21 protein-coding genes are annotated in these 16,717 nt (G+C 67.8%); 7 read left to right on the top strand and 14 right to left on the bottom strand.

Going from position 1 to position 16,717, the window contains the following annotated elements; genetic code table 11:
• Positions 1-480 carry a nuclear transport factor 2 family protein gene (locus tag ACWEWT_RS30095; protein ID WP_452564027.1) on the bottom strand — a complete coding sequence of 160 codons (480 nt, stop codon included), beginning with the start codon at positions 478-480 and terminating at the stop codon, positions 1-3.
• Positions 481-656: 176 nt separating this feature from the next.
• On the opposite strand from ACWEWT_RS30095, the gene ACWEWT_RS30090 reads away from it, so the two are divergent.
• On the top strand, positions 657-1,196 hold the full coding sequence (locus ACWEWT_RS30090) for a mycothiol transferase (protein WP_452564026.1): 540 nt from the start codon (positions 657-659) through the stop codon (positions 1,194-1,196).
• A 30-nt stretch (positions 1,197-1,226) separates the two neighbouring features.
• Here ACWEWT_RS30090 and ACWEWT_RS30085 read toward each other — a convergent pair whose 3' ends face one another.
• The 4 genes from ACWEWT_RS30085 to ACWEWT_RS30070 all read right to left on the bottom strand — a co-directional run bounded on the left by ACWEWT_RS30085 (position 1,227) and on the right by ACWEWT_RS30070 (position 3,824).
• The gene (locus ACWEWT_RS30085; RefSeq protein ID WP_452564024.1) at positions 1,227-2,048 is read right to left on the bottom strand and encodes a SigB/SigF/SigG family RNA polymerase sigma factor; all 822 of its coding nucleotides are present in this window, start codon (positions 2,046-2,048) and stop codon (positions 1,227-1,229) included.
• On the bottom strand, positions 2,038-2,478 hold the full coding sequence (locus ACWEWT_RS30080) for an ATP-binding protein (protein ID WP_452564023.1): 441 nt from the start codon (positions 2,476-2,478) through the stop codon (positions 2,038-2,040). The genes ACWEWT_RS30085 and ACWEWT_RS30080 overlap by 11 nt, the downstream gene beginning before the upstream one ends.
• 164 nt (positions 2,479-2,642) lie before the next feature.
• Positions 2,643-3,326 (bottom strand): PAS and ANTAR domain-containing protein, encoded by a 684-nt coding sequence (locus ACWEWT_RS30075; RefSeq protein WP_452564022.1) that lies wholly within the window; start codon positions 3,324-3,326, stop codon positions 2,643-2,645.
• A gap of 90 nt (positions 3,327-3,416) precedes the next feature.
• On the bottom strand, positions 3,417-3,824 hold the full coding sequence (locus tag ACWEWT_RS30070) for an STAS domain-containing protein (RefSeq protein WP_452564020.1): 408 nt from the start codon (positions 3,822-3,824) through the stop codon (positions 3,417-3,419).
• 411 nt (positions 3,825-4,235) lie between these two features.
• Here ACWEWT_RS30070 and ACWEWT_RS30065 point away from each other — a divergent pair, with 411 nt between their 5' ends.
• From ACWEWT_RS30065 to ACWEWT_RS30040, 6 genes are all read left to right on the top strand, one after another.
• Positions 4,236-5,246, top strand: a complete 1,011-nt coding sequence (locus ACWEWT_RS30065) for an iron-containing redox enzyme family protein (RefSeq protein WP_452564018.1) — start codon at positions 4,236-4,238, stop codon at positions 5,244-5,246.
• Positions 5,243-5,902 (top strand): HemK2/MTQ2 family protein methyltransferase, encoded by a 660-nt coding sequence (locus ACWEWT_RS30060; RefSeq protein WP_452564016.1) that lies wholly within the window; start codon positions 5,243-5,245, stop codon positions 5,900-5,902. Before ACWEWT_RS30065 ends, ACWEWT_RS30060 begins: the two co-directional genes overlap by 4 nt.
• Positions 5,883-6,245 (top strand): CDGSH iron-sulfur domain-containing protein, encoded by a 363-nt coding sequence (locus ACWEWT_RS30055; protein WP_452564014.1) that lies wholly within the window; start codon positions 5,883-5,885, stop codon positions 6,243-6,245. The genes ACWEWT_RS30060 and ACWEWT_RS30055 overlap by 20 nt, the downstream gene beginning before the upstream one ends.
• 110 nt (positions 6,246-6,355) lie before the next feature.
• Positions 6,356-6,940 carry a nucleotidyltransferase family protein gene (locus ACWEWT_RS30050; RefSeq protein ID WP_452564013.1) on the top strand — a complete coding sequence of 195 codons (585 nt, stop codon included), beginning with the start codon at positions 6,356-6,358 and terminating at the stop codon, positions 6,938-6,940.
• A gap of 2 nt (positions 6,941-6,942) precedes the next feature.
• The gene (locus ACWEWT_RS30045) at positions 6,943-7,221 is read left to right on the top strand and encodes a BON domain-containing protein (RefSeq protein WP_452564011.1); all 279 of its coding nucleotides are present in this window, start codon (positions 6,943-6,945) and stop codon (positions 7,219-7,221) included.
• A gap of 26 nt (positions 7,222-7,247) precedes the next feature.
• On the top strand, positions 7,248-8,003 hold the full coding sequence (locus ACWEWT_RS30040) for a metallophosphoesterase family protein (protein ID WP_452564009.1): 756 nt from the start codon (positions 7,248-7,250) through the stop codon (positions 8,001-8,003).
• Positions 8,004-8,069: 66 nt separating this feature from the next.
• On the opposite strand, the gene mbp1 is transcribed toward ACWEWT_RS30040, so the two are convergent.
• The 9 genes from mbp1 to scpB all read right to left on the bottom strand — a co-directional run bounded on the left by mbp1 (position 8,070) and on the right by scpB (position 16,673).
• Positions 8,070-8,384, bottom strand: a complete 315-nt coding sequence (mbp1, locus tag ACWEWT_RS30035) for a microaggregate-binding protein 1 (RefSeq protein ID WP_452564007.1) — start codon at positions 8,382-8,384, stop codon at positions 8,070-8,072.
• A gap of 75 nt (positions 8,385-8,459) precedes the next feature.
• Complete coding sequence (locus tag ACWEWT_RS30030; protein ID WP_452564006.1) at positions 8,460-8,888, bottom strand: nuclear transport factor 2 family protein; 429 nt, start codon at positions 8,886-8,888, stop codon at positions 8,460-8,462.
• Between the two features lie 47 nt (positions 8,889-8,935).
• The gene (locus tag ACWEWT_RS30025; protein WP_452564004.1) at positions 8,936-9,430 is read right to left on the bottom strand and encodes a DnaJ family domain-containing protein; all 495 of its coding nucleotides are present in this window, start codon (positions 9,428-9,430) and stop codon (positions 8,936-8,938) included.
• Between the two features lie 96 nt (positions 9,431-9,526).
• Positions 9,527-10,906, bottom strand: a complete 1,380-nt coding sequence (locus tag ACWEWT_RS30020; protein ID WP_452564002.1) for a hypothetical protein — start codon at positions 10,904-10,906, stop codon at positions 9,527-9,529.
• Between the two features lie 161 nt (positions 10,907-11,067).
• A complete protein-coding gene (locus tag ACWEWT_RS30015) occupies positions 11,068-11,886 on the bottom strand; it encodes an alpha/beta hydrolase fold domain-containing protein (RefSeq protein WP_452564001.1) in 819 nt (272 codons plus the stop codon).
• 655 nt (positions 11,887-12,541) lie between these two features.
• Positions 12,542-13,969 (bottom strand): ribosome biogenesis GTPase Der, encoded by a 1,428-nt coding sequence (der, locus tag ACWEWT_RS30010; RefSeq protein WP_452564000.1) that lies wholly within the window; start codon positions 13,967-13,969, stop codon positions 12,542-12,544.
• Positions 13,966-14,664 carry a (d)CMP kinase gene (gene cmk / locus ACWEWT_RS30005; RefSeq protein ID WP_452564082.1) on the bottom strand — a complete coding sequence of 233 codons (699 nt, stop codon included), beginning with the start codon at positions 14,662-14,664 and terminating at the stop codon, positions 13,966-13,968. The genes der and cmk overlap by 4 nt, the downstream gene beginning before the upstream one ends.
• 65 nt (positions 14,665-14,729) lie before the next feature.
• Positions 14,730-16,001, bottom strand: coding sequence for a pseudouridine synthase (locus tag ACWEWT_RS30000; RefSeq protein ID WP_452563999.1), 1,272 nt, complete (start codon positions 15,999-16,001; stop codon positions 14,730-14,732).
• Between the two features lie 9 nt (positions 16,002-16,010).
• A complete protein-coding gene (gene scpB / locus ACWEWT_RS29995; protein ID WP_452563998.1) occupies positions 16,011-16,673 on the bottom strand; it encodes an SMC-Scp complex subunit ScpB in 663 nt (220 codons plus the stop codon).
• Between the last annotated feature and the right edge of the window lie 44 nt (positions 16,674-16,717).

The raw sequence follows: 16,717 nt of genomic DNA, 5'->3' as shown, positions 1-16,717 counted from the left end.
TCAGCTCTTCCCGGCCGCCCACATATTGCTGAGCAGCCGGTGGCTGGGGGTATCGGACAGCGACTGCGAGGATTCGTAGATCCGCACGTAGGAGGTCGCGCGGATCCGCCAGATACCGTCCGCGTCACGGCGGTATCGGTCGGTGTAGTACCCGGCGCCCCGGATGAGCACCCCGAACTCGGTCGCGAGCACGGTGTCCTCGAACAGCCAGCTACCGGTCGCGGTATCACCGTCGACGGTGATCTCCGGATGATTGGCCACATGGGTGGTGACGAGGCCGGGACCCATGTTCTCGCGCATGAACCCCACCACCGCGTCGCGACCGTCGAGGGTGAGTTCCTTACCCATCGCGTGCGTGCCGTAGCGGGCTTCGATCTCCGGATCCAGCGTGGCGGCGAAATCGTCCCACTGCTTCAGGTCCAGGGTGCGGAAGTACCGGTACTTGAGACCGCGGAGTTGTTCGAGTGCCTGCAGATCCATGGAGTCACCATGGCACGGTGGCCCCGGCACGGCAAGAACATGTTCTATTTTTGGGCCGGCCGGGTTCGGGACGACCGCGTTTGCCGGACGCGCGCCGTGGTACTGCGCCCGAAACCGGACGACAGTCCGCGGCACCCGTCCCGGCCGTGCCGCCCCCAGCAGCGATGGAGACAGAAATGAACAGTGCCGAGATACTCACCGACGCCTTCGACCGGATCCGCGAGGTGGTCCACGAGGCGGTGGACGGACTCGACGCGGACGCGCTGAACCACCGACTCGACCCGGGCGCCAACACCATCGCCTGGCTGGTCTGGCATCTCACCCGGGTGCAGGACGAACATCTGGCCGAACTCCAGGACAGGGAATCGCTGTGGACGGGTCGCGGCTGGTACGAGCGTTTCGATCTACCGATCGACCGGGACGCCACCGGTTACGGCGATACGCCCGGTGAGGTGGCGCTGATCAGCGCGCCGCCGGAACTGCTGACCGGGTACCACGACGCCGTGCACACGCAGACGCTCCGCTTCCTGGCGGCGCTGCGCGACCGGGATCTCGACGCGGTCGTCGACACGAACTGGGATCCACCCGTGACCATGGGAGTACGGCTGGTCAGCGTGATAGCCGACGACCTCCAGCACGCGGGCCAGGCCGCTTACGTCCGCGGCGTTCTCTCCCGCACGCCGACCGGCCACCCGGACCCGGCCGCCGCACACTGACTCCGGACACCCGGCGGCGGGCCGGGCGGATCAATCACGCAACGCCTGGTCGCGCAGCCAGCCGAGCGTGCGGGACAGAATCCGCGAGATATGCATCTGGGAGACCCCGAGTTCCTCGGCGATCTGCGACTGGGTGCGGGATTCGAAGAACCGCATCCGCAGGACATGACGCTCCCGATCGGACAACTCGCCCAGTAGCGGTTCGATCGCGAGGTAGTCCTCCAGCCAACCGTAGGACGGTTCCTCCGACCCCAGCGACTCCACCAGCGGTAACGCCGAACTCTCGCCGTCGTCCCCGGCGGCGGCGGGTGCGTCCAGTGAGGACGCCTGGTAGGCGTTGCCCGCGATGAGCGCCTGCGTCACTTCCACCACATCGATATCGAGTTCCGCGGCGATCTCCTTGGCGCGCGGCACCCGCCCCAGCCGTTGCGACAGGATCTCGATGGTGGGGCCCAGATTCAGCTGGAGTTCCTTGACCCGCCGCGGCACCCGGACCGACCAGGTGTTGTCCCGGAAGTGCCGGCGGACCTCACCCATGATGGTGGGGACGGCGAAGGAGAGGAACGACGAACCACGCGAGACATCGAACCGATCCACCGCGTTCACCAGCCCCAGCCGGGCCACCTGGAGGAGATCGTCGTAGTTCTCACCACGGCCGGAGAATTTGCGGGCGATATGTTCGGCCAGCGGCAGACACCGCCGCATGATCTCGCCGCGCAGGTCCGCACCGGCCGGATCGCCCTCGGGAAGGGCGGCGAGCTTCCCGAACAAGGGCTCGATATTGTCGTAACTGTCGTTGCCACGATGGCGACGCGAAGGTCCGGGGTCGGCCCGCGGCCCTTCATCCGCCATCGGCGCCTCCTCGGAACCAGCTGAACTCGACATCGGTCGGGTAACCACCACTCGCCACGTCGTAGGGGTGCTGTACCACGCTGACCGAGCGGGTCAACGTCCGCACGATATGCCAGCCGAACCCCTCCTGGTCCCGGAGCGAATCGACCTCCGAGATCGAGGTTACGCGCACTGTCATGCGATGCTCGTCGTAATCGAAGTCGCAGGTCAGACTCGAATCGGGAACGGCGGCCGCAATCAGCGAAGTGGCCACTTCGTCGAGCGCGAGCCGGATATCGGTCACTTCGTCCAGACCGAAGTCGGCGATCAGCGATACGGTCTCGGCCAGCGCCCGCAGCATCACCAACTGTTCCTGCCGAGCCGGGATCCGCACGCCCACGGTCGTATCCGCCGATGTCGTATACACGGACTCGGAGACACTCTCCGCCATGCGCACCACCACCTCGTTCCTACCGTCCGCGCCCGGCGGGCGGAGGGCGCCCGCTGGGCCCCGTCGTGCCCGTGACCCGACGCCGCGATTCGTCCTTCTCGGATATCGGCCTGATTGTCACATGCGCACATACCCCGGCCGGAATCTCCGAAACACCACCCAGTTCAGGTGTGGTCGATCCGCTCGTGCAGGGTCAGCAGCAGATGGTCGAATTCGGTGCGCAGCGTGGGCGCGGCATGTTCGAGCGTGCCGAGTTCGGCCACCAATCGCTCCGCCAGCAGCCGGAGTTTGACGTTGGACTCCTGGGAGCGCCAGATCAGCACCCGGAACGCCTGGTCGGCGCTGATCCCGTAGACCAGCATCAACGCACCTTTGGCCTGTTCGATCACCGCACGTGCGGCATAGAGCCCGGGCAGGGTGTCCTGCAGGGTCTCCTCGCGCTCCTCGGCAAGCGTCTCGGTCAGATCCACGTAGTAGCCGGCGCAACCGACCACCGCGCCGTCCTCGTCGGTCATGACATCGGCCACCACGATCACCGGCCGGGTGTTGCCCTCGAGATCCACAATGCGATGCCTGCTGCAGAAGGGCTGCACCTCGGCCACCGATTTCGCCAATGCGTTCGCCACCTGGGCGCGGTCGTCGGGGTGTTTGTGGCCGAGCAGCAGTTCGGTACTGGGGGTCATCGGTTCGGGCGGATAGCCGTGCATCTGCGCGACCGCCTCCGACCACTCCCAGCGTTGCTCGGCGAACCAGAACCGGAAGGCCCCGGCGCACTGCGATACGCCGGCGATCGAATCCAGTAGTTCGTCGTCCAGTTCGTCGGCGACAACGCCGTCCTCTCGGGTCACAGGCTCGAGTATCGACGTTTCCGCCGCGGAAAGCGACTCGCTCCCGGCCGTCGCGACGGCCGGGAGCGAGCTACCAGTGACGGCGGGCGATCAATCCGCGAGCGCGGCCGGCAAGCTCGGAAAGTACCGGAACTGCGGCCGCACTCCGGCGACTTCGAGTGCCCGTTCCACTTCCTTGCGTCCGCTCACCACCCGGAGTTCGACCCCGCCGCGCCAGGCGTCGGCCTTGGCGTCGGCGAGTACAGCGGCGGCCCGGATGCTCATGAACGTGGTGGCACGCAGATCCAGCACCACCACTCGGCACAGCATCGAACGGCACCGGCCGAGCACCGTGCGCAATTCATCGTGCAGCACCGCGTCCAGTTCCCCTTCGACCCGCGCGATCACGCAGTCGGGGTGTTCGGTGCTGCGGCTCGACCACAGACGATCGGTGGCCGATTGCCGTCGATCACGGCGGCGGTGTTGATCGACCTGATACGAAGCGGCGGTAACCGACATATCAATCCCGTCCTACTGGTGGGGATTTCCGGTTGGCGTACGCACTGCGGGCGGATATCGGAACGGGAGCGATTCCCGCTCGTCGAGCCCGGGCACCGAGAGATACGCGGTACCGGGATCGGCTGCATGTTCTCAACCTGGAAACCATTCTGGCACGGTCGGCCCATGCTGTACACCGCCGCGCGACCGTGCGGTCTCGGCCCGGACGGGGACCGAGGGCCGGGCAGAAAGGTTTATCCTCGGTCCCACCGGTTATTGCGGATAGGCGAACGGCCGGGGCGAACCGGTCCGGCCGAGGGTGCGGAGGTTCCGTTTCGGCCGCTCCGACCACGGGATCGGCCGGACTACGAGCAGCTCGCCGCTGCCCGCCCCAGGGATCCGATACTCGATGCCTGCTGCGAAAGGCGAACCATGGTCGACACGCTGTCCCCGAGCCCGGCGGCCGTCCACGCGCTGCCGCTCCCGTTGCCCCGAGGGCCGCTCTCGGCAGCCCTCACCGAACTACTACCGGGCGTACCGGGCAGCCCGGTACCCGAACCCCCCGCCGATCTCGATCCGTACGGCGACGATTTCCAGCTCACCCTGCACACCTGTTACGAACTGCACTATCAGGGTTTCCGGGGCGTGGATCCGGACTGGGAGTGGGATCCCGGGCTGCTGGGACTGCGCGCCCGGCTCGAACACAGGTTCCTCCGCGCGCTGCGGGCCGCGGTACCCGGTGGTGACGACGTGACAGCCGAACTGGACCGGTTGCTCACCGTGCCCGTCTCAGGCGGTATACCGGGCCTGCTGGGCGATGCCGGTACCTGGTGGCAGATGCGCGAGTATTTCGTCCACCGCTCGATCTATCACCACAAGGAAGCCGACCCGGTGGCCTGGGTGATCCCGCGGCTGCGCGGCCGCGCGAAGGCAGCACTGGTGGCGATCGAATACGACGAATTCGGCGGTGGGCACGGCGACCGCATCCACGCCCGCCTCTACGCCGACCTGATGCGCGGCGCCGGGCTCGACGACGGTTATCTGCACTATCTGGATGTAGTGCCCGCTCCCATGCTCGCACTGGTCGACATGATGTCGCTGTTCGGTCTGCACCGGTCGTTACGTGGTGCGATCATCGGGCATTTCGCGGCGGTCGAGATCACTTCGTCACCGGCCTCCCGGCGGATGGTCGAGGCGCTGCGCCGCTTCTCCGCACACCCCGACTGCGTACGGTTCTACAGCGAACACGTCACCGCGGACGCAGTGCACGAGCAGGTGGTGCGCCGCGATGTCCTCGACGATCTACTGGCCGGCGAACCCGGCCTGGCCGAATCGGTCGTCTTCGGGATCCAGGCGACCGATCTTCTCGAAGACCGATGGGCCGATACGGTACTCGACCGCTGGCGCGCGGGCGAGAGCTCACTGCGGGTGCCGGACCGGTGAGCCCGGTGCTGGTCCGTGTCCCCGGCGTCTACCGCCCGCAGCCGGATACCAGGCTGCTGGCGCGGGCGATGACCGATGCCGCGCTACCCGGGGGCGCGCGGGTGCTCGACGCGTGCACCGGGACCGGAGCACTGGCGATCCACGCCGCACGGTCCGGGGCGGCCGCGGTGACAGCGGTGGATCTGTCACGTGCCGCACTGGCCTCGGCCTGGTTCAACAGCCGTCTCTACGGAGTGCGGCTGGAACTGTTGTGTGGCGATGTCACCCGGGTAGTCCAGGGCCGCACCTTCGACGTGGTGGTAGCAAACCCGCCGTATGTGCCGAGTGCGACGCACCCACCCGAGGTCGGCCCGGCCCGCGCCTGGGACGCGGGCTGGCACGGCCGGCATCTACTCGATCCGCTGTGCGAGATGATGCCGCACCTGCTCGGATCCGGCGGGACCGCATTGATCGTGCACTCCGCGGTCTCCGGGATCGCCGCTACATTGACCAGGTTGCGGGCGGGCGGGTTGAAGGCGACCGTCGTGGCGCGCACTGTCGTGCCCTTCGGGCCGGTGATGCGCGGTCGCGTCGATTGGCTGCGGGACCGCTGCCTGATCCAGCCCGAACAGGAACACGAGGAACTGGTGGTCATCCGTGCCGACCGAACCCGCTGACGAACCACCCGGCCCCGACGAACTGCTGGCCGCGTTCCGACGCACCGAGGACATCCGCGATACGCCACCGAACGCCCCGGCCCCCACCCCGGCCCCCGGCGCGGCAGCCGGACCGGTGGGGCATGCCGTGGAGCCGAAGACCCGGCGGATCACGTTCACCGCGGAGGGCCCGGCACTCATCGAGGGCCCCGTGGAAGTGGTCGCACCGAACGGGGACGAGATACTCGCCGACCGTTTCCTGGTGGCACTGTGCACCTGCAAACGATCCGGTAGCTACCCGCTGTGCGATACCAGCCATCGCCGCCGGGCCCGCGGTTGCGCGAAGGACCGAGAAGGGCAGTAACCGGGAAATGGTCATCGATGGATCCCGGTGGCGGTGGGCCCGGTGGCGGTGGGCCCGGTGGCCGTAATCGTGGGCTGATTGGCGGTGCTGTTTGCGGGTAGCCGCCCGGTATGGCTCCGACCCATCAGCAATTGCTCCATGCGCTGACGCGAGCCGCGAACGCGTTGACACACCAGGGCGTCCCCTTCGCCGTGGCCGGTGGGTGCGCGGTCTACGCACGGGGCGGGCCGCCCTCGGACCACGACGTCGATCTCTTCGTCAAACCCGCCGACTGCGCCCGGGCACGCAGTGAACTGGCCAGGGCCGGCCTGCGGATCGCCGACGCGGCCGAGGACTGGCTGACCAAGGCATACGACGGCGACACCCTCATCGACATCATCCACCGGCCCAACAATCGGGAGGTCGACGACGCGTTGCTGGCGCGGGCGGAGCTCATGCGCGTGGGCCCGACCATGGCACCGGTGGTGGGCGGCACCGATCTGCTGGTCGACAAACTGCTGGTCTTCGACGCGCATCGACTCGACCTGAGTCCGCTGTTGCGTATCTCCCGCGACCTGCGCGAACAGGTGGACTGGCCGTCCGTACGCGCGCAGACCGAGCATTCGCCCTACGCGCGCGCTTTTCTCGGGCTGATCGACGATCTCGGAATCGCCGACACCCGCACAGGTGACCGAACATCGGGAAAGGCCGGATAGATATGGCGCAGACCCAGAACCGTCCAGCGGGACGGCCTCCGGAATACCTGGCCGCAGAACTGCATCGGGCGTTGACCGAGGATCCCCGCACTGCCGAGCAGGGTGTGCGGGTACGTATCCGCGGGGACGTGGTGGTGCTCGACGGCGAGGTGGGCACCGCGCAGCGGCGACGCCTGCTGGAGGACGTCGTCCACGAGATCGCACCGGACGCGCAGATCCACAACGACGTACACGTGACCGCGACGCCCGGTCCGGGCGAATGCGAGGACCTCGGTGACTGACACCGGGTGGAAGGGAGAGTGCACCGATGCGGATCGCCGCCGTAGGAGATGTCCATCTGGGGACCGATTCGCGGGGGCTGTTGCGTCCTGCGTTACGCGGATTACCGGACCACGCCGATGTACTGCTGCTGGCCGGTGATCTGACCAATCACGGGACCCTGCCGGAAGCGGAGGTGGTGGCCGCGGAATTCGCCGACCTCGGTGTCCCGGTGATCGCGGTCCTCGGTAATCACGACCATCACAGCGATCTCCAGGACGAGATCGCGGCGATGCTGGGCGATGCGGGGGTCACGGTCCTCGAGGGCAGCGCCACCACGGTCACGGTCGGTGACCGGACGCTGGGTGTCGCGGGTACGAAGGGTTTCGGTGGCGGTTTCGCGGGCAAATGCGCGAGTGTCTTCGGGGAACGCCTGATGCGCGATTTCGCCGGGCACACGGTGCAGCTGGCCGGCCGGCTGGATTCAGCGCTGGCGAGCCTGGATACCGATGTCACGGTGGCGCTCACCCACTATTCTCCGGTCAGCGACACCCTGCACGGTGAACCGCGGGAGATCTATCCGTTCCTGGGCTCCTACCTGCTGGGTGAACCCATCGACACGCACGGCGCCGATCTGGCGCTGCACGGCCACGCCCATGCCGGGACCGAACGTGGCAGTACCCCGGGCGGTATCCGGGTGCGCAATGTCGCCCAGCCGGTGATCCGATCCGCGTTCGCGGTGTACGAACTGCACCCACGGCCCGCCCGCGAGCCCGAGCGCACCGAAACCGCGCTGACCGGCTGAGTCCGGGCATACGCGACGGCGACCACCCGCGGGTGGTCGCCGTCGCAGCGGTGCGGGGTCCACGGGTCAGGAATCCCGGGGCGCCCCGGTCTCGCCCTGATCCGAATCCTGCTGGGCACCACGCTGACGTTGTTCGGCGTGTGCGGCCTCGAGGCGTTCCTTGTTCGCCTCCGCCTCTTTCTCGGCGGCGGTGCGCTGGGATTCGCCCTTGTCCTGCTGGGCCTTACCCTCCACACGCAGCGCGTCGTTGTCGAGGACCGCACCCGCGGCCTCCTTGACCTTGCCCTTCGCGCCTTCGACGACGCCTTCGATTCCCTCGCGGGCAGTCTTGTGTTCGGCCACGATATCCACCTCCGAATCGATGTTGTCCAGCTCGGACATTCGGCGCGTACCCGTGTCGTCCGGGCCCAATCCCTGCCCGCACCGGATTCGGCGTGTGCTCGCTCACATCGGCCGTTACGGAGCGAAAGCCGCCTCGAGCCCGTCGAACCAGGCGGCTTCCTCGATCAGCCGGGCGCTGCGCCAGCCGTCCGGAGTACGGACCAGATCGTGGTTGTACCAGCCGCCACAGGTGAACTGTTTACCCGGCGACACGATCATCGGGTTAAAGAACATCGCCCGCACCTTCGCGCTGTCACCGTCCAGTTCGACCGCGATATTCGAGATGAAATGCTGGGTACAGGTGAACAGGTTCAGCTGTTCGGTCAGCCGGGCCACCACTGACTCGCGGTCACCGACCGGGCCACCGGCCGTGCTGTAGTCGATATGCGCGTCGGCGGTGAACACCGACCGGTACAGTGCCCAATCCTTGCTGTCGACGGCGGTGGCGTAGCGGGTGAGCAGATCGGTGATCTCGATCCGGTCGGCGAGGGTCGGTGAATCCATCCCTCCATACAACCGCACCGGCGGTATGTACCGGGCGGGTTCGGGCCTCAGCGGCCCCGGAAGATCCTGCGCCACCCGGACGCTCCGGCCGGGGCACGTCGCACGGTATCGGATCGGTCGCCCGACCGCTGCGCACGACGGTTCGTCTCGTTCCATTCCCGGACGATCTCATCGGCATCCACCGGTGAGATCGGTACCTGTGGTCCGGCGGGCATCCGCAACCAGTCCACGATACGGCGATTGAGTTCGGTGACCGTCGCGCGTACTTCCGCTTCGGAAACCGCGTCACGCACCGACTCCGGTAACCGTTCCACATCGCGGCGCAGCAGCAGCGCGGGCGGCAGCATGGCATCCCCGCTCACACCTTCACGGCGCAGATAGTCACGCAACCAGGCATTCTCGTCGTGATACGGGTTACCAGCGCCCGGTAGCGGTTTTCCGGCACCCGGGAGATTCTCGAATTCGCCACGTTCGGTGGCTTCGCGGATCTTGCGATCGACCCAGGATTCGAAGTCGACTCCCGCGGGTTTGCGCTCGGCCATCACGCCTCCTCACCGTCTCCCTCTACGGTAGCGCTCTCCCGCCGATACCGGCGCTCCCGGCGACCCGCGGCGCCCGCGGGTCGTCACCGGATGCGATCAGGCCCCGTTGGTGGAGGGGGTGCGGGTACGGCCGGAGCGGGCCCGGCGGCGCTCGGCCTGGAGTTCGGCGAGCTCCTGCTCGAGGATATCGGCGACCCGGAACTGGCCGGTGTCGTAACCGTCGGAGGAACGCACGACGTCCAGGAACTCGTCGGTCTCCTTGTCCCCGGACATCTTGCCCTTGGTAGCGCTGTCCGAGGAACCGTTCTTGGCACCGTCGGACGAGGTCTTACCGAGACCCGAGATCTTCTTGGGTTTGGTCACCGGCAGTTTGTCGGTGGTCTCGGCGGCTTTGGCCGTCACCGAATCCCCTTCGAACAGTGGCGAATTGGCGGCCATTTCATCGAGCAGCGAGCTCGTTCGTCCGATCAATCCCGAGGTGACCTCCGCCAGATCCCCCGACCGGCGTTTTCCCATATCACCGCCCTTGCTGTCCGACCGGAAGGCCGAACCACTCGAAGCGGTACCCGATGTCTTCTTACCGGCCGGTTCCAATGCCGCCGGCTGCGGTGCGGCCTCGGTCTCGGCGACCGGCAGCGAGGCTGCCGTCTTCGCGTGGTCCAGGCGCAGGCTCACCCGCGGCAGATTGTTGCGGATCTGATCGGCGGGATCGGGCAGCACCCGAACCTGTTCGGTGGCCCGCAGGATCGCCATACCGTACCGGGCGCTCGCCGCGTCGTGGATGAGCAGCGCGACACCGATCATCACCGGCGCGACCGCGTGCACGGCCGCGTCGTACCATTCACCGACTCTCAGGTACGGGTAGGTGTTCAACCCGATGGTCAGCGTCAGCAGCGCGATCTCGGCGGCGGCCGTCTGTTTCCGGTTGTTGATCACCCCCCACTCGGCCACTTTGTTCGTACCGATCATGATGATGATCAGGCAGACACTGATCATCGCTTCCAGCAGGTAGCTGAACCAGAAGAGCGGATCGCTGGGCCCCGTGGGTGCGATGTTCTGCTGTACGTTGACGGCCGACCAGAGCATCCCGGCACCGACCACCCCGGCCAGCGCCCGCAACGACCAGGATCGATGCCGGTACAGCGAGGCGAGTTTGGCGTGCGGGCTGGACTCCCGGCGCTGAGCGGCGATGGCTTTACGGGCGAGCAAGAGGTCGCGCATATCCGCCTTCTCGATCTGCTCGGTGGTCTGCCTGGCCCGATCGTTGGCCGAGGCAACCGCTTGGATCTCCTTCCAGCGCTGCCCGCGCTCCTGCTCGCGGATACGCTCGGCGAGATCACGTTCGGCGCGTAGCTCCGTCTCCGACAGCGCCTCGGTGAGAGCGGGGTCGAACTGGTAGGCCAGCCGGCCACGAGCGTGTTCGACGCGCTGGGCCAATTGCGTGACATCGTCCTCGATTGGCGGTTCGACAGTCATTACGGCTCCCGCCTCGGGTGATTCGATGGCAGACAAGTAGTCACGCCGGGGTACGGTACCGCGCTTTGCTCCGCGATGCATCGTCACGGTCGAAACAACCGAGTTCCGTGGCCGTTCACAGACTGTTCACGAGTTCCGCTGGCGGCGTCGCACTTCCGCGATCACAGAGCATCGATGGTGGTCAAGACCGATTTCAGTACCGGCCGGGCCTCCGGCACCGGCGCGAGTGGATACACGTGGAACGCCCCGGGCTCCGCTGTGAAATGCACTCTCGCCCCGGCGTGTTCGGCGAACAATCGCGCATCGGGAAAAAGGATATCGTGCGTGCCGACGAAGAGATCCGTTTCCGGTAACCGGTCCACCGGACCGTTGATCGGACTCAGCTCCGGTAGCCCGAGATCGTCACCACCCGCCCAGACCCGTCCCGCTTCGAGCAGACCGGGTCGCGCCAGCCAGGGGTCGGCGGCCTCCACTCCGTCGATCTCCGGATTGCACAGCCGCATATCGAGACACGGCGCCAGCAGGATCAGCCGCGCGGGCACGGGCAGCCCGGCGGCGGGCAGCGCCTGGGCGAGCAGCAGCGCCAGGGTGCCGCCCGCCGAATCCCCGGCGAGTACGACACGGCCCGGATCCACCTCGCCGAGCACCTGCCGGTAGATCTCGACCAGATACGGCCGCGCCGCCCGGTAGGTGTACCGCGGTGCCAGCGGATAGATGGGCACCTCGACCCGGTGTCCCGCGCTCACCAGCCGGTCGATGAATCGCCAGTGCCACCAGCTGATCTCCCGGAAGAAACTGCCACCGTGCAGATAGATCACCACTTTCCCGGATTCCGGCACCGCCCGGGGAGTCAGGGTGTAACACGGGAACCCCTCGACGAGCCGGTCGGTGACCCGGTGGCGGCGCCGTAGTCGCGACGGCGGGGTATGCGATCCGGCCGGCTCGGCCATGGCGAGCCGGGCCTTCTCCGGAGTCGCCATCCCACGTTTGCGCGTAACCCGCAGAAACACCGACAGCCCCCGACTACACCAACTGGCCAAGACCTCTCCTTCGATACAGAACACCCGGTTCGCGGCAACCACAGCGATACCGGAGATACCGCACCGCACCTCTCCGCCGTTGCGGTACATCCGGTCCGCGGAGGCCGCAGCGATACCGCATATGCCACTACCTCATTGCAGTACATCCGGTCCACGGAGACGACGGCGACGGCGGAGGTATCGCACTTCACAACCTCCTCCGACCCGACACACGCGGCCCGCGGAGACCGCAGCGAAGGCGGAGGTACCGCAGCATGGGGTACGGTTGCCCCCGTTGTGGATATGAAATGTATTGCGCCGGACCGCACTTCGCAGCCCCTACCAGGCGCGGCCGGGCCGGGTGACCGGTCGTCGCCGCGGTCCTGACGGTCGGCCCGCGCTTCGACAGCTCCGAACTTCGACGGCTACGAACCCTGCGGATGCGGCCGGGAAGCCGGAGTTCCGGCCGGCGTACTCGCGCCGGACTCCCGCGTCCAATCACCCGGCACACGCTGTCGTCGGCCGCGGCCGTGTCCCGGCGCGATCCCTGGACCGCGACCAGCCGACAGCGGAGAAAACGCCGCGCACCCGCCGTGACGACGGGTGCGCAGCCGATTCACTTCCGGGTGCGCTTCTCGCGCACCCGGACCGAGATCCGCACCGGCGATCCGTCGAACCCGAACTCCTCCCGCAACCGCCGTTCCAGGAAGCGGCGGTAGCCGGCCTCCAGGAACCCGGTGCTGAACAGTACGAAGGTCGGCGGCCTGGTACCGGCCTGGGTCGCGAACAGCACCCGCGGCAGCCGCCCGCCCCGCATCGGCGGCGGCGTCGCGGCGATCACCTCTTTCAACCAGGTGTTCAACCGGCCGGTCGGAATACGCTTGTCCCAGGATTCGAGAGCGGTCTCCATGGCCGGAACCAGTTTCTGTACCGCCCGGCCCGTCTGCGCGGAGATATTGACCCGCTGCGCCCAGGGCACTCGCACCAGATCACGATCGACCTCACGATCGAGCTGCAATCGCCGATCCTCGTCCACCAGATCCCATTTGTTGAACGCCAGCACCAGCGCGCGCCCGGAATCTGCGACGAGACTGATCACCCGCAGATCCTGTTCGGTGACGGGCTGGGAGGCGTCGATCAACATGATCGCCACCTCGGAGGCCTCCAGTGCCGATTTGGTGCGCAGCGAGGCATAGAACTCGGTACCGCTGGCATTGGCGACCTTGCGCCGCAGTCCGGCGGTATCGACGAAACGCCATACCTTGCCGCCCAGGTCCACCAGCGAATCCACCGGGTCGACGGTGGTACCGGCGATATCGTGCACCACCGAGCGCTCGTCACCGCTCAGTTTGTTCAGCAGACTGGATTTGCCGACATTCGGTTTCCCGACCAGCGCCACCCGCCGCGGCCCGCCACCGGGCCCGGTCGTTTCGCGTGGCGTCTCCGGCAGCACCTCGAGAATATCGTCGAGCAGATCACCGGTACCGCGGCCGTGCGCGGCCGAAACCATCCGCGGCTCGCCCAGCCCCAGCGACCACAGCGCGGACGCGTCGGCCTCCAGCCGCTGATCGTCGACCTTGTTGGCGACCAGGATCACCGGGGTCTTCGCCCGCCGCAGCACCTTCACCGCGGCCTCGTCCGTGGCGGTCGCGCCGACCACCGCGTCGACCACCAGCACGATGGCGTCGGCGGTGTTCATGGCCAGTTCGGCCTGCCGCGCCACCGATTGCTGCAGCCCCTTGGCGTCGGGTTCCCAGCCGCCGGTGTCCTGCACCCAGAAGCGGCGGCCCGCCCAGTTCGCCTCGTAGGAGACCCGGTCACGGGTCACCCCGGGCACATCCTCGACCACTGCTTCGCGGCGGCCGAGAATACGGTTCACCAGGGTCGACTTCCCGACATTCGGGCGGCCGACCACGGCCAAGGTCGGCATCGGGACATGATCGGCGGCCTCGGCATCACCGTCGAGATCGGTGAGCTCCCATTCGGATTCATCGCTCCAGACACCGTCACCGGCGAGCACGTCACTCATCGTCTCCCCGCTCATCCGGCGACTCCCCGGCGGCCCGCGCCCTGACGGTCCCGCGGCTGGTCCAGCTGTCGGCCGACCTCGCGGTACAGCTCCTCGATGGTCTCGTCCATGGTCATATCGCTGGTATCGACCTGCACCGCGTCCTCGGCCCGTCGCAGCGGCGATACCGCGCGCGTCGAATCGAGACGGTCGCGACGCTCCACATCGGCGAGGACACCGGTGTAGTCGTCGCCGCGACCCTCGGCGATGTTCTGCTGATTGCGCCGATGGGCGCGGGCCGGCGCGGACGCCGTCAGATAGATCTTGGCGTCGGCGTCGGGCAGCACGGTGGTGCCGATATCGCGACCCTCGACCACGATGCGGCCCGCGCTCACCGCGATCTCGCGCTGCAACGCGACCAGCTGCTCACGCACCTCCGGTACCGCCGACACCGCCGACACGGCCGCGGTGACCGCGGCTCCGCGGATCTCGGTGCGGACATCGTCACCGTCGAGTTCGATCAGTTCCCGTTCGGGATCGGTGCCGATCCGCAACGGCATATCGGTGACCTCGGCGGCGACCGCCGCGGCGTCGGCCGGATCGACCCCGGCGCGCAGCACCTGCAGCGTGGCGACCCGGTACATGGCGCCGGTGTCGAGGTAACGGGCCGCGAGCCGGACCGCGAGCCGTCGCGACACACTGGACTTCCCGGTTCCCGAAGGCCCGTCCATCGCGACGACCAGCGACCGGTCACGGGCCGTATCCGCGACGACCCCCACCGGGGCTTCCACACCGTTCACAAAGACACCGCCTCGTAGAGTTTGCCGATTTCGTCGCGTCCCAGCACGCGCAACGTGCCCGGACGTTGATCGTTCAGGACCACCGGACCGATATGCGTACGGACCAGCCGGGTCACCGGATGCCCGACCGCGTCCAGCAGCCGTCGCACGATATGTTTGCGCCCCTCGTGCAACACCACCTTGACCAGGGAACGTCCCGAGTCGACCTCCAGCACCTGGAAACGGTCGACCGACGCCGGTCCGTCGTCGAGCTCCACGCCCTCGCGCAGGATCTTGCCGATGGAACGGTGCACTTCGCCCTGCACGGTCGCCAGATAGGTCTTGGACACCTCGTAGGAGGGGTGCATGAGCCGGTGCGCGAGGTCACCGTCGTTGGTGAGCAGCAACAGTCCCTCGGTATCGGCGTCCAACCGGCCCACATGGAACAGCCGCTGACCGGCCGCGACCCGTTCGGCCACGATATCGCCGACACAGGGGCGGCCCAGATCGTCGGACATGGTGGACTGCCAGCCCTTGGGTTTGTTCAGCGCCAGGTGCACCAGTTCGTCGCGTACCACCACCCGGGTGCCGTCCACCCGCACCACTGCGTTCTCGGGGTCGATGCGCAGGCCCTGTTCGCGCACGATGATGCCGTCGACCTCGATCCGGCCCTGCTCGATCATCTCCTCGGCGGCGCGCCGCGAGGCCACACCGGCCTTGGCCAGCACCTTCTGCAGCCGCTCGCCCTCACCCCAGGGCAATTTCTCGTGCCCGGCCTCGCCGGTTTCCACATGCTGGTGGCGGGCCGGTTTCGCATTGTTCAGTTGCGGGGAGCCGCCACCGGGGCGAGCGGTCCGGCCTTTACGGGACGCGGCACTCCCGCCGGTTTTCGATCCGCCGGATCCGCCACGTCCGGCCGCGGGAGATCCACCGCGTCCGGCACCGGTGGAACCGCCACCACGATTCGGGCTCCCGGGACCGCCTCGGCCGGCCCCGGACGCTCCGGGGCGACCCTGCGCCGCGGAGCCACCACGACCCGATACGGGCCGCGCGCCGCGCCCTCCGGCCGACGTCTCCGGCCCCGCGGTCCGCCCACGCGGCACCTGATCGCTGCGCGCACCACGTTCGGTACTGCGCGGCCCCCCGGTACGACCGGTGCGCGGCGTTTCGGCACTCCCCCGGCGGGCGTCCCCGGCACGGGGTGCGCCTCGCCCTCGACCGGCCCGTCCGGGCTGGTCACCACTGTTCCTACGATCCGGTATGCCATCTCGGCGAGCGGGTGTCTTCACGGTTTCCTGTCAATCTTCGGCGCCGAGTTCCAGATCGTCCTCGGCGGGTTTGCGCAGCCTGGTGTAACGGGGATCCGTCTCCAGACTGTCGTTGATCTCGTCGATCAGGTCGACGCCCGGCAGCAGGGGCGCCAGCGGCGGCAGATCGCTCAGCGACGCCAATCCGATCCGTTCCAGGAACAGTTCGGTGGTGCCGTACAGCGTGCCGTTGGTTTCCGGGTCGGTGCCCGCCTCGGTGATCAATCCCCTGGCCAGCAGGGTGCGCATCACACCGTCGACGTTGACACCGCGCACCGCGCTGACCCGGGCCCGGGTCACCGGCTGACGGTATGCCACCACCGCCAGCGTCTCCAGAGCCGCCCGGGTCAACTTCGACCGGGCGCCGTCGAGCAACATACGCTCCACATACGGTGCGTACTCGCTGCGAGTATAGAAGCGCCAGCCGTCCCCGGCGAAACGCAGATCGATCCCACTGCGCCGCGACGCCAGCTCCGCCGACATCTCCCGCAGGGTCCGCTCCACCCGGTGCGGGGCCTCTTCCAGGGCGGCGGCCAGCTGCTCTACCGGCGCCGGAGTGTCCACCACGAGCAGCAGCGCCTCGAGCGCCGCCCGGAACTCGTCGTCGTCCAACGGCGCGAGCGCGATATCGGTCACAGCCTCGGTCTCACTCATGTTCTGCCCTCCGCGTACGGATACCGCCACCTGCTCGGGTCGAG

The organism is Nocardia sp. NPDC003963, assembly GCF_053605105.1.
Note: the sequence above shows the minus strand (reverse complement) of the source record. Positions and strands in the feature narration are given on the sequence as shown.

Coding starts and splice junctions, on each gene's coding strand:
- ACWEWT_RS30095 (WP_452564027.1), bottom strand. CDS start 480: ATGGATCTGCAGGCACTCGAACAACTCCGCGGTCTCAAGTACCGGTAC.
- ACWEWT_RS30090 (WP_452564026.1), top strand. CDS start 657: ATGAACAGTGCCGAGATACTCACCGACGCCTTCGACCGGATCCGCGAG.
- ACWEWT_RS30085 (WP_452564024.1), bottom strand. CDS start 2,048: ATGGCGGATGAAGGGCCGCGGGCCGACCCCGGACCTTCGCGTCGCCAT.
- ACWEWT_RS30080 (WP_452564023.1), bottom strand. CDS start 2,478: ATGGCGGAGAGTGTCTCCGAGTCCGTGTATACGACATCGGCGGATACG.
- ACWEWT_RS30070 (WP_452564020.1), bottom strand. CDS start 3,824: ATGTCGGTTACCGCCGCTTCGTATCAGGTCGATCAACACCGCCGCCGT.
- ACWEWT_RS30065 (WP_452564018.1), top strand. CDS start 4,236: ATGGTCGACACGCTGTCCCCGAGCCCGGCGGCCGTCCACGCGCTGCCG.
- ACWEWT_RS30050 (WP_452564013.1), top strand. CDS start 6,356: ATGGCTCCGACCCATCAGCAATTGCTCCATGCGCTGACGCGAGCCGCG.
- ACWEWT_RS30045 (WP_452564011.1), top strand. CDS start 6,943: ATGGCGCAGACCCAGAACCGTCCAGCGGGACGGCCTCCGGAATACCTG.
- ACWEWT_RS30040 (WP_452564009.1), top strand. CDS start 7,248: ATGCGGATCGCCGCCGTAGGAGATGTCCATCTGGGGACCGATTCGCGG.
- mbp1 (WP_452564007.1), bottom strand. CDS start 8,384: ATGTCCGAGCTGGACAACATCGATTCGGAGGTGGATATCGTGGCCGAA.
- ACWEWT_RS30030 (WP_452564006.1), bottom strand. CDS start 8,888: ATGGATTCACCGACCCTCGCCGACCGGATCGAGATCACCGATCTGCTC.
- ACWEWT_RS30025 (WP_452564004.1), bottom strand. CDS start 9,430: ATGGCCGAGCGCAAACCCGCGGGAGTCGACTTCGAATCCTGGGTCGAT.
- ACWEWT_RS30020 (WP_452564002.1), bottom strand. CDS start 10,906: ATGACTGTCGAACCGCCAATCGAGGACGATGTCACGCAATTGGCCCAG.
- ACWEWT_RS30015 (WP_452564001.1), bottom strand. CDS start 11,886: ATGGCGACTCCGGAGAAGGCCCGGCTCGCCATGGCCGAGCCGGCCGGA.
- der (WP_452564000.1), bottom strand. CDS start 13,969: ATGAGCGGGGAGACGATGAGTGACGTGCTCGCCGGTGACGGTGTCTGG.
- cmk (WP_452564082.1), bottom strand. CDS start 14,664: ATGGACGGGCCTTCGGGAACCGGGAAGTCCAGTGTGTCGCGACGGCTC.
- scpB (WP_452563998.1), bottom strand. CDS start 16,673: ATGAGTGAGACCGAGGCTGTGACCGATATCGCGCTCGCGCCGTTGGAC.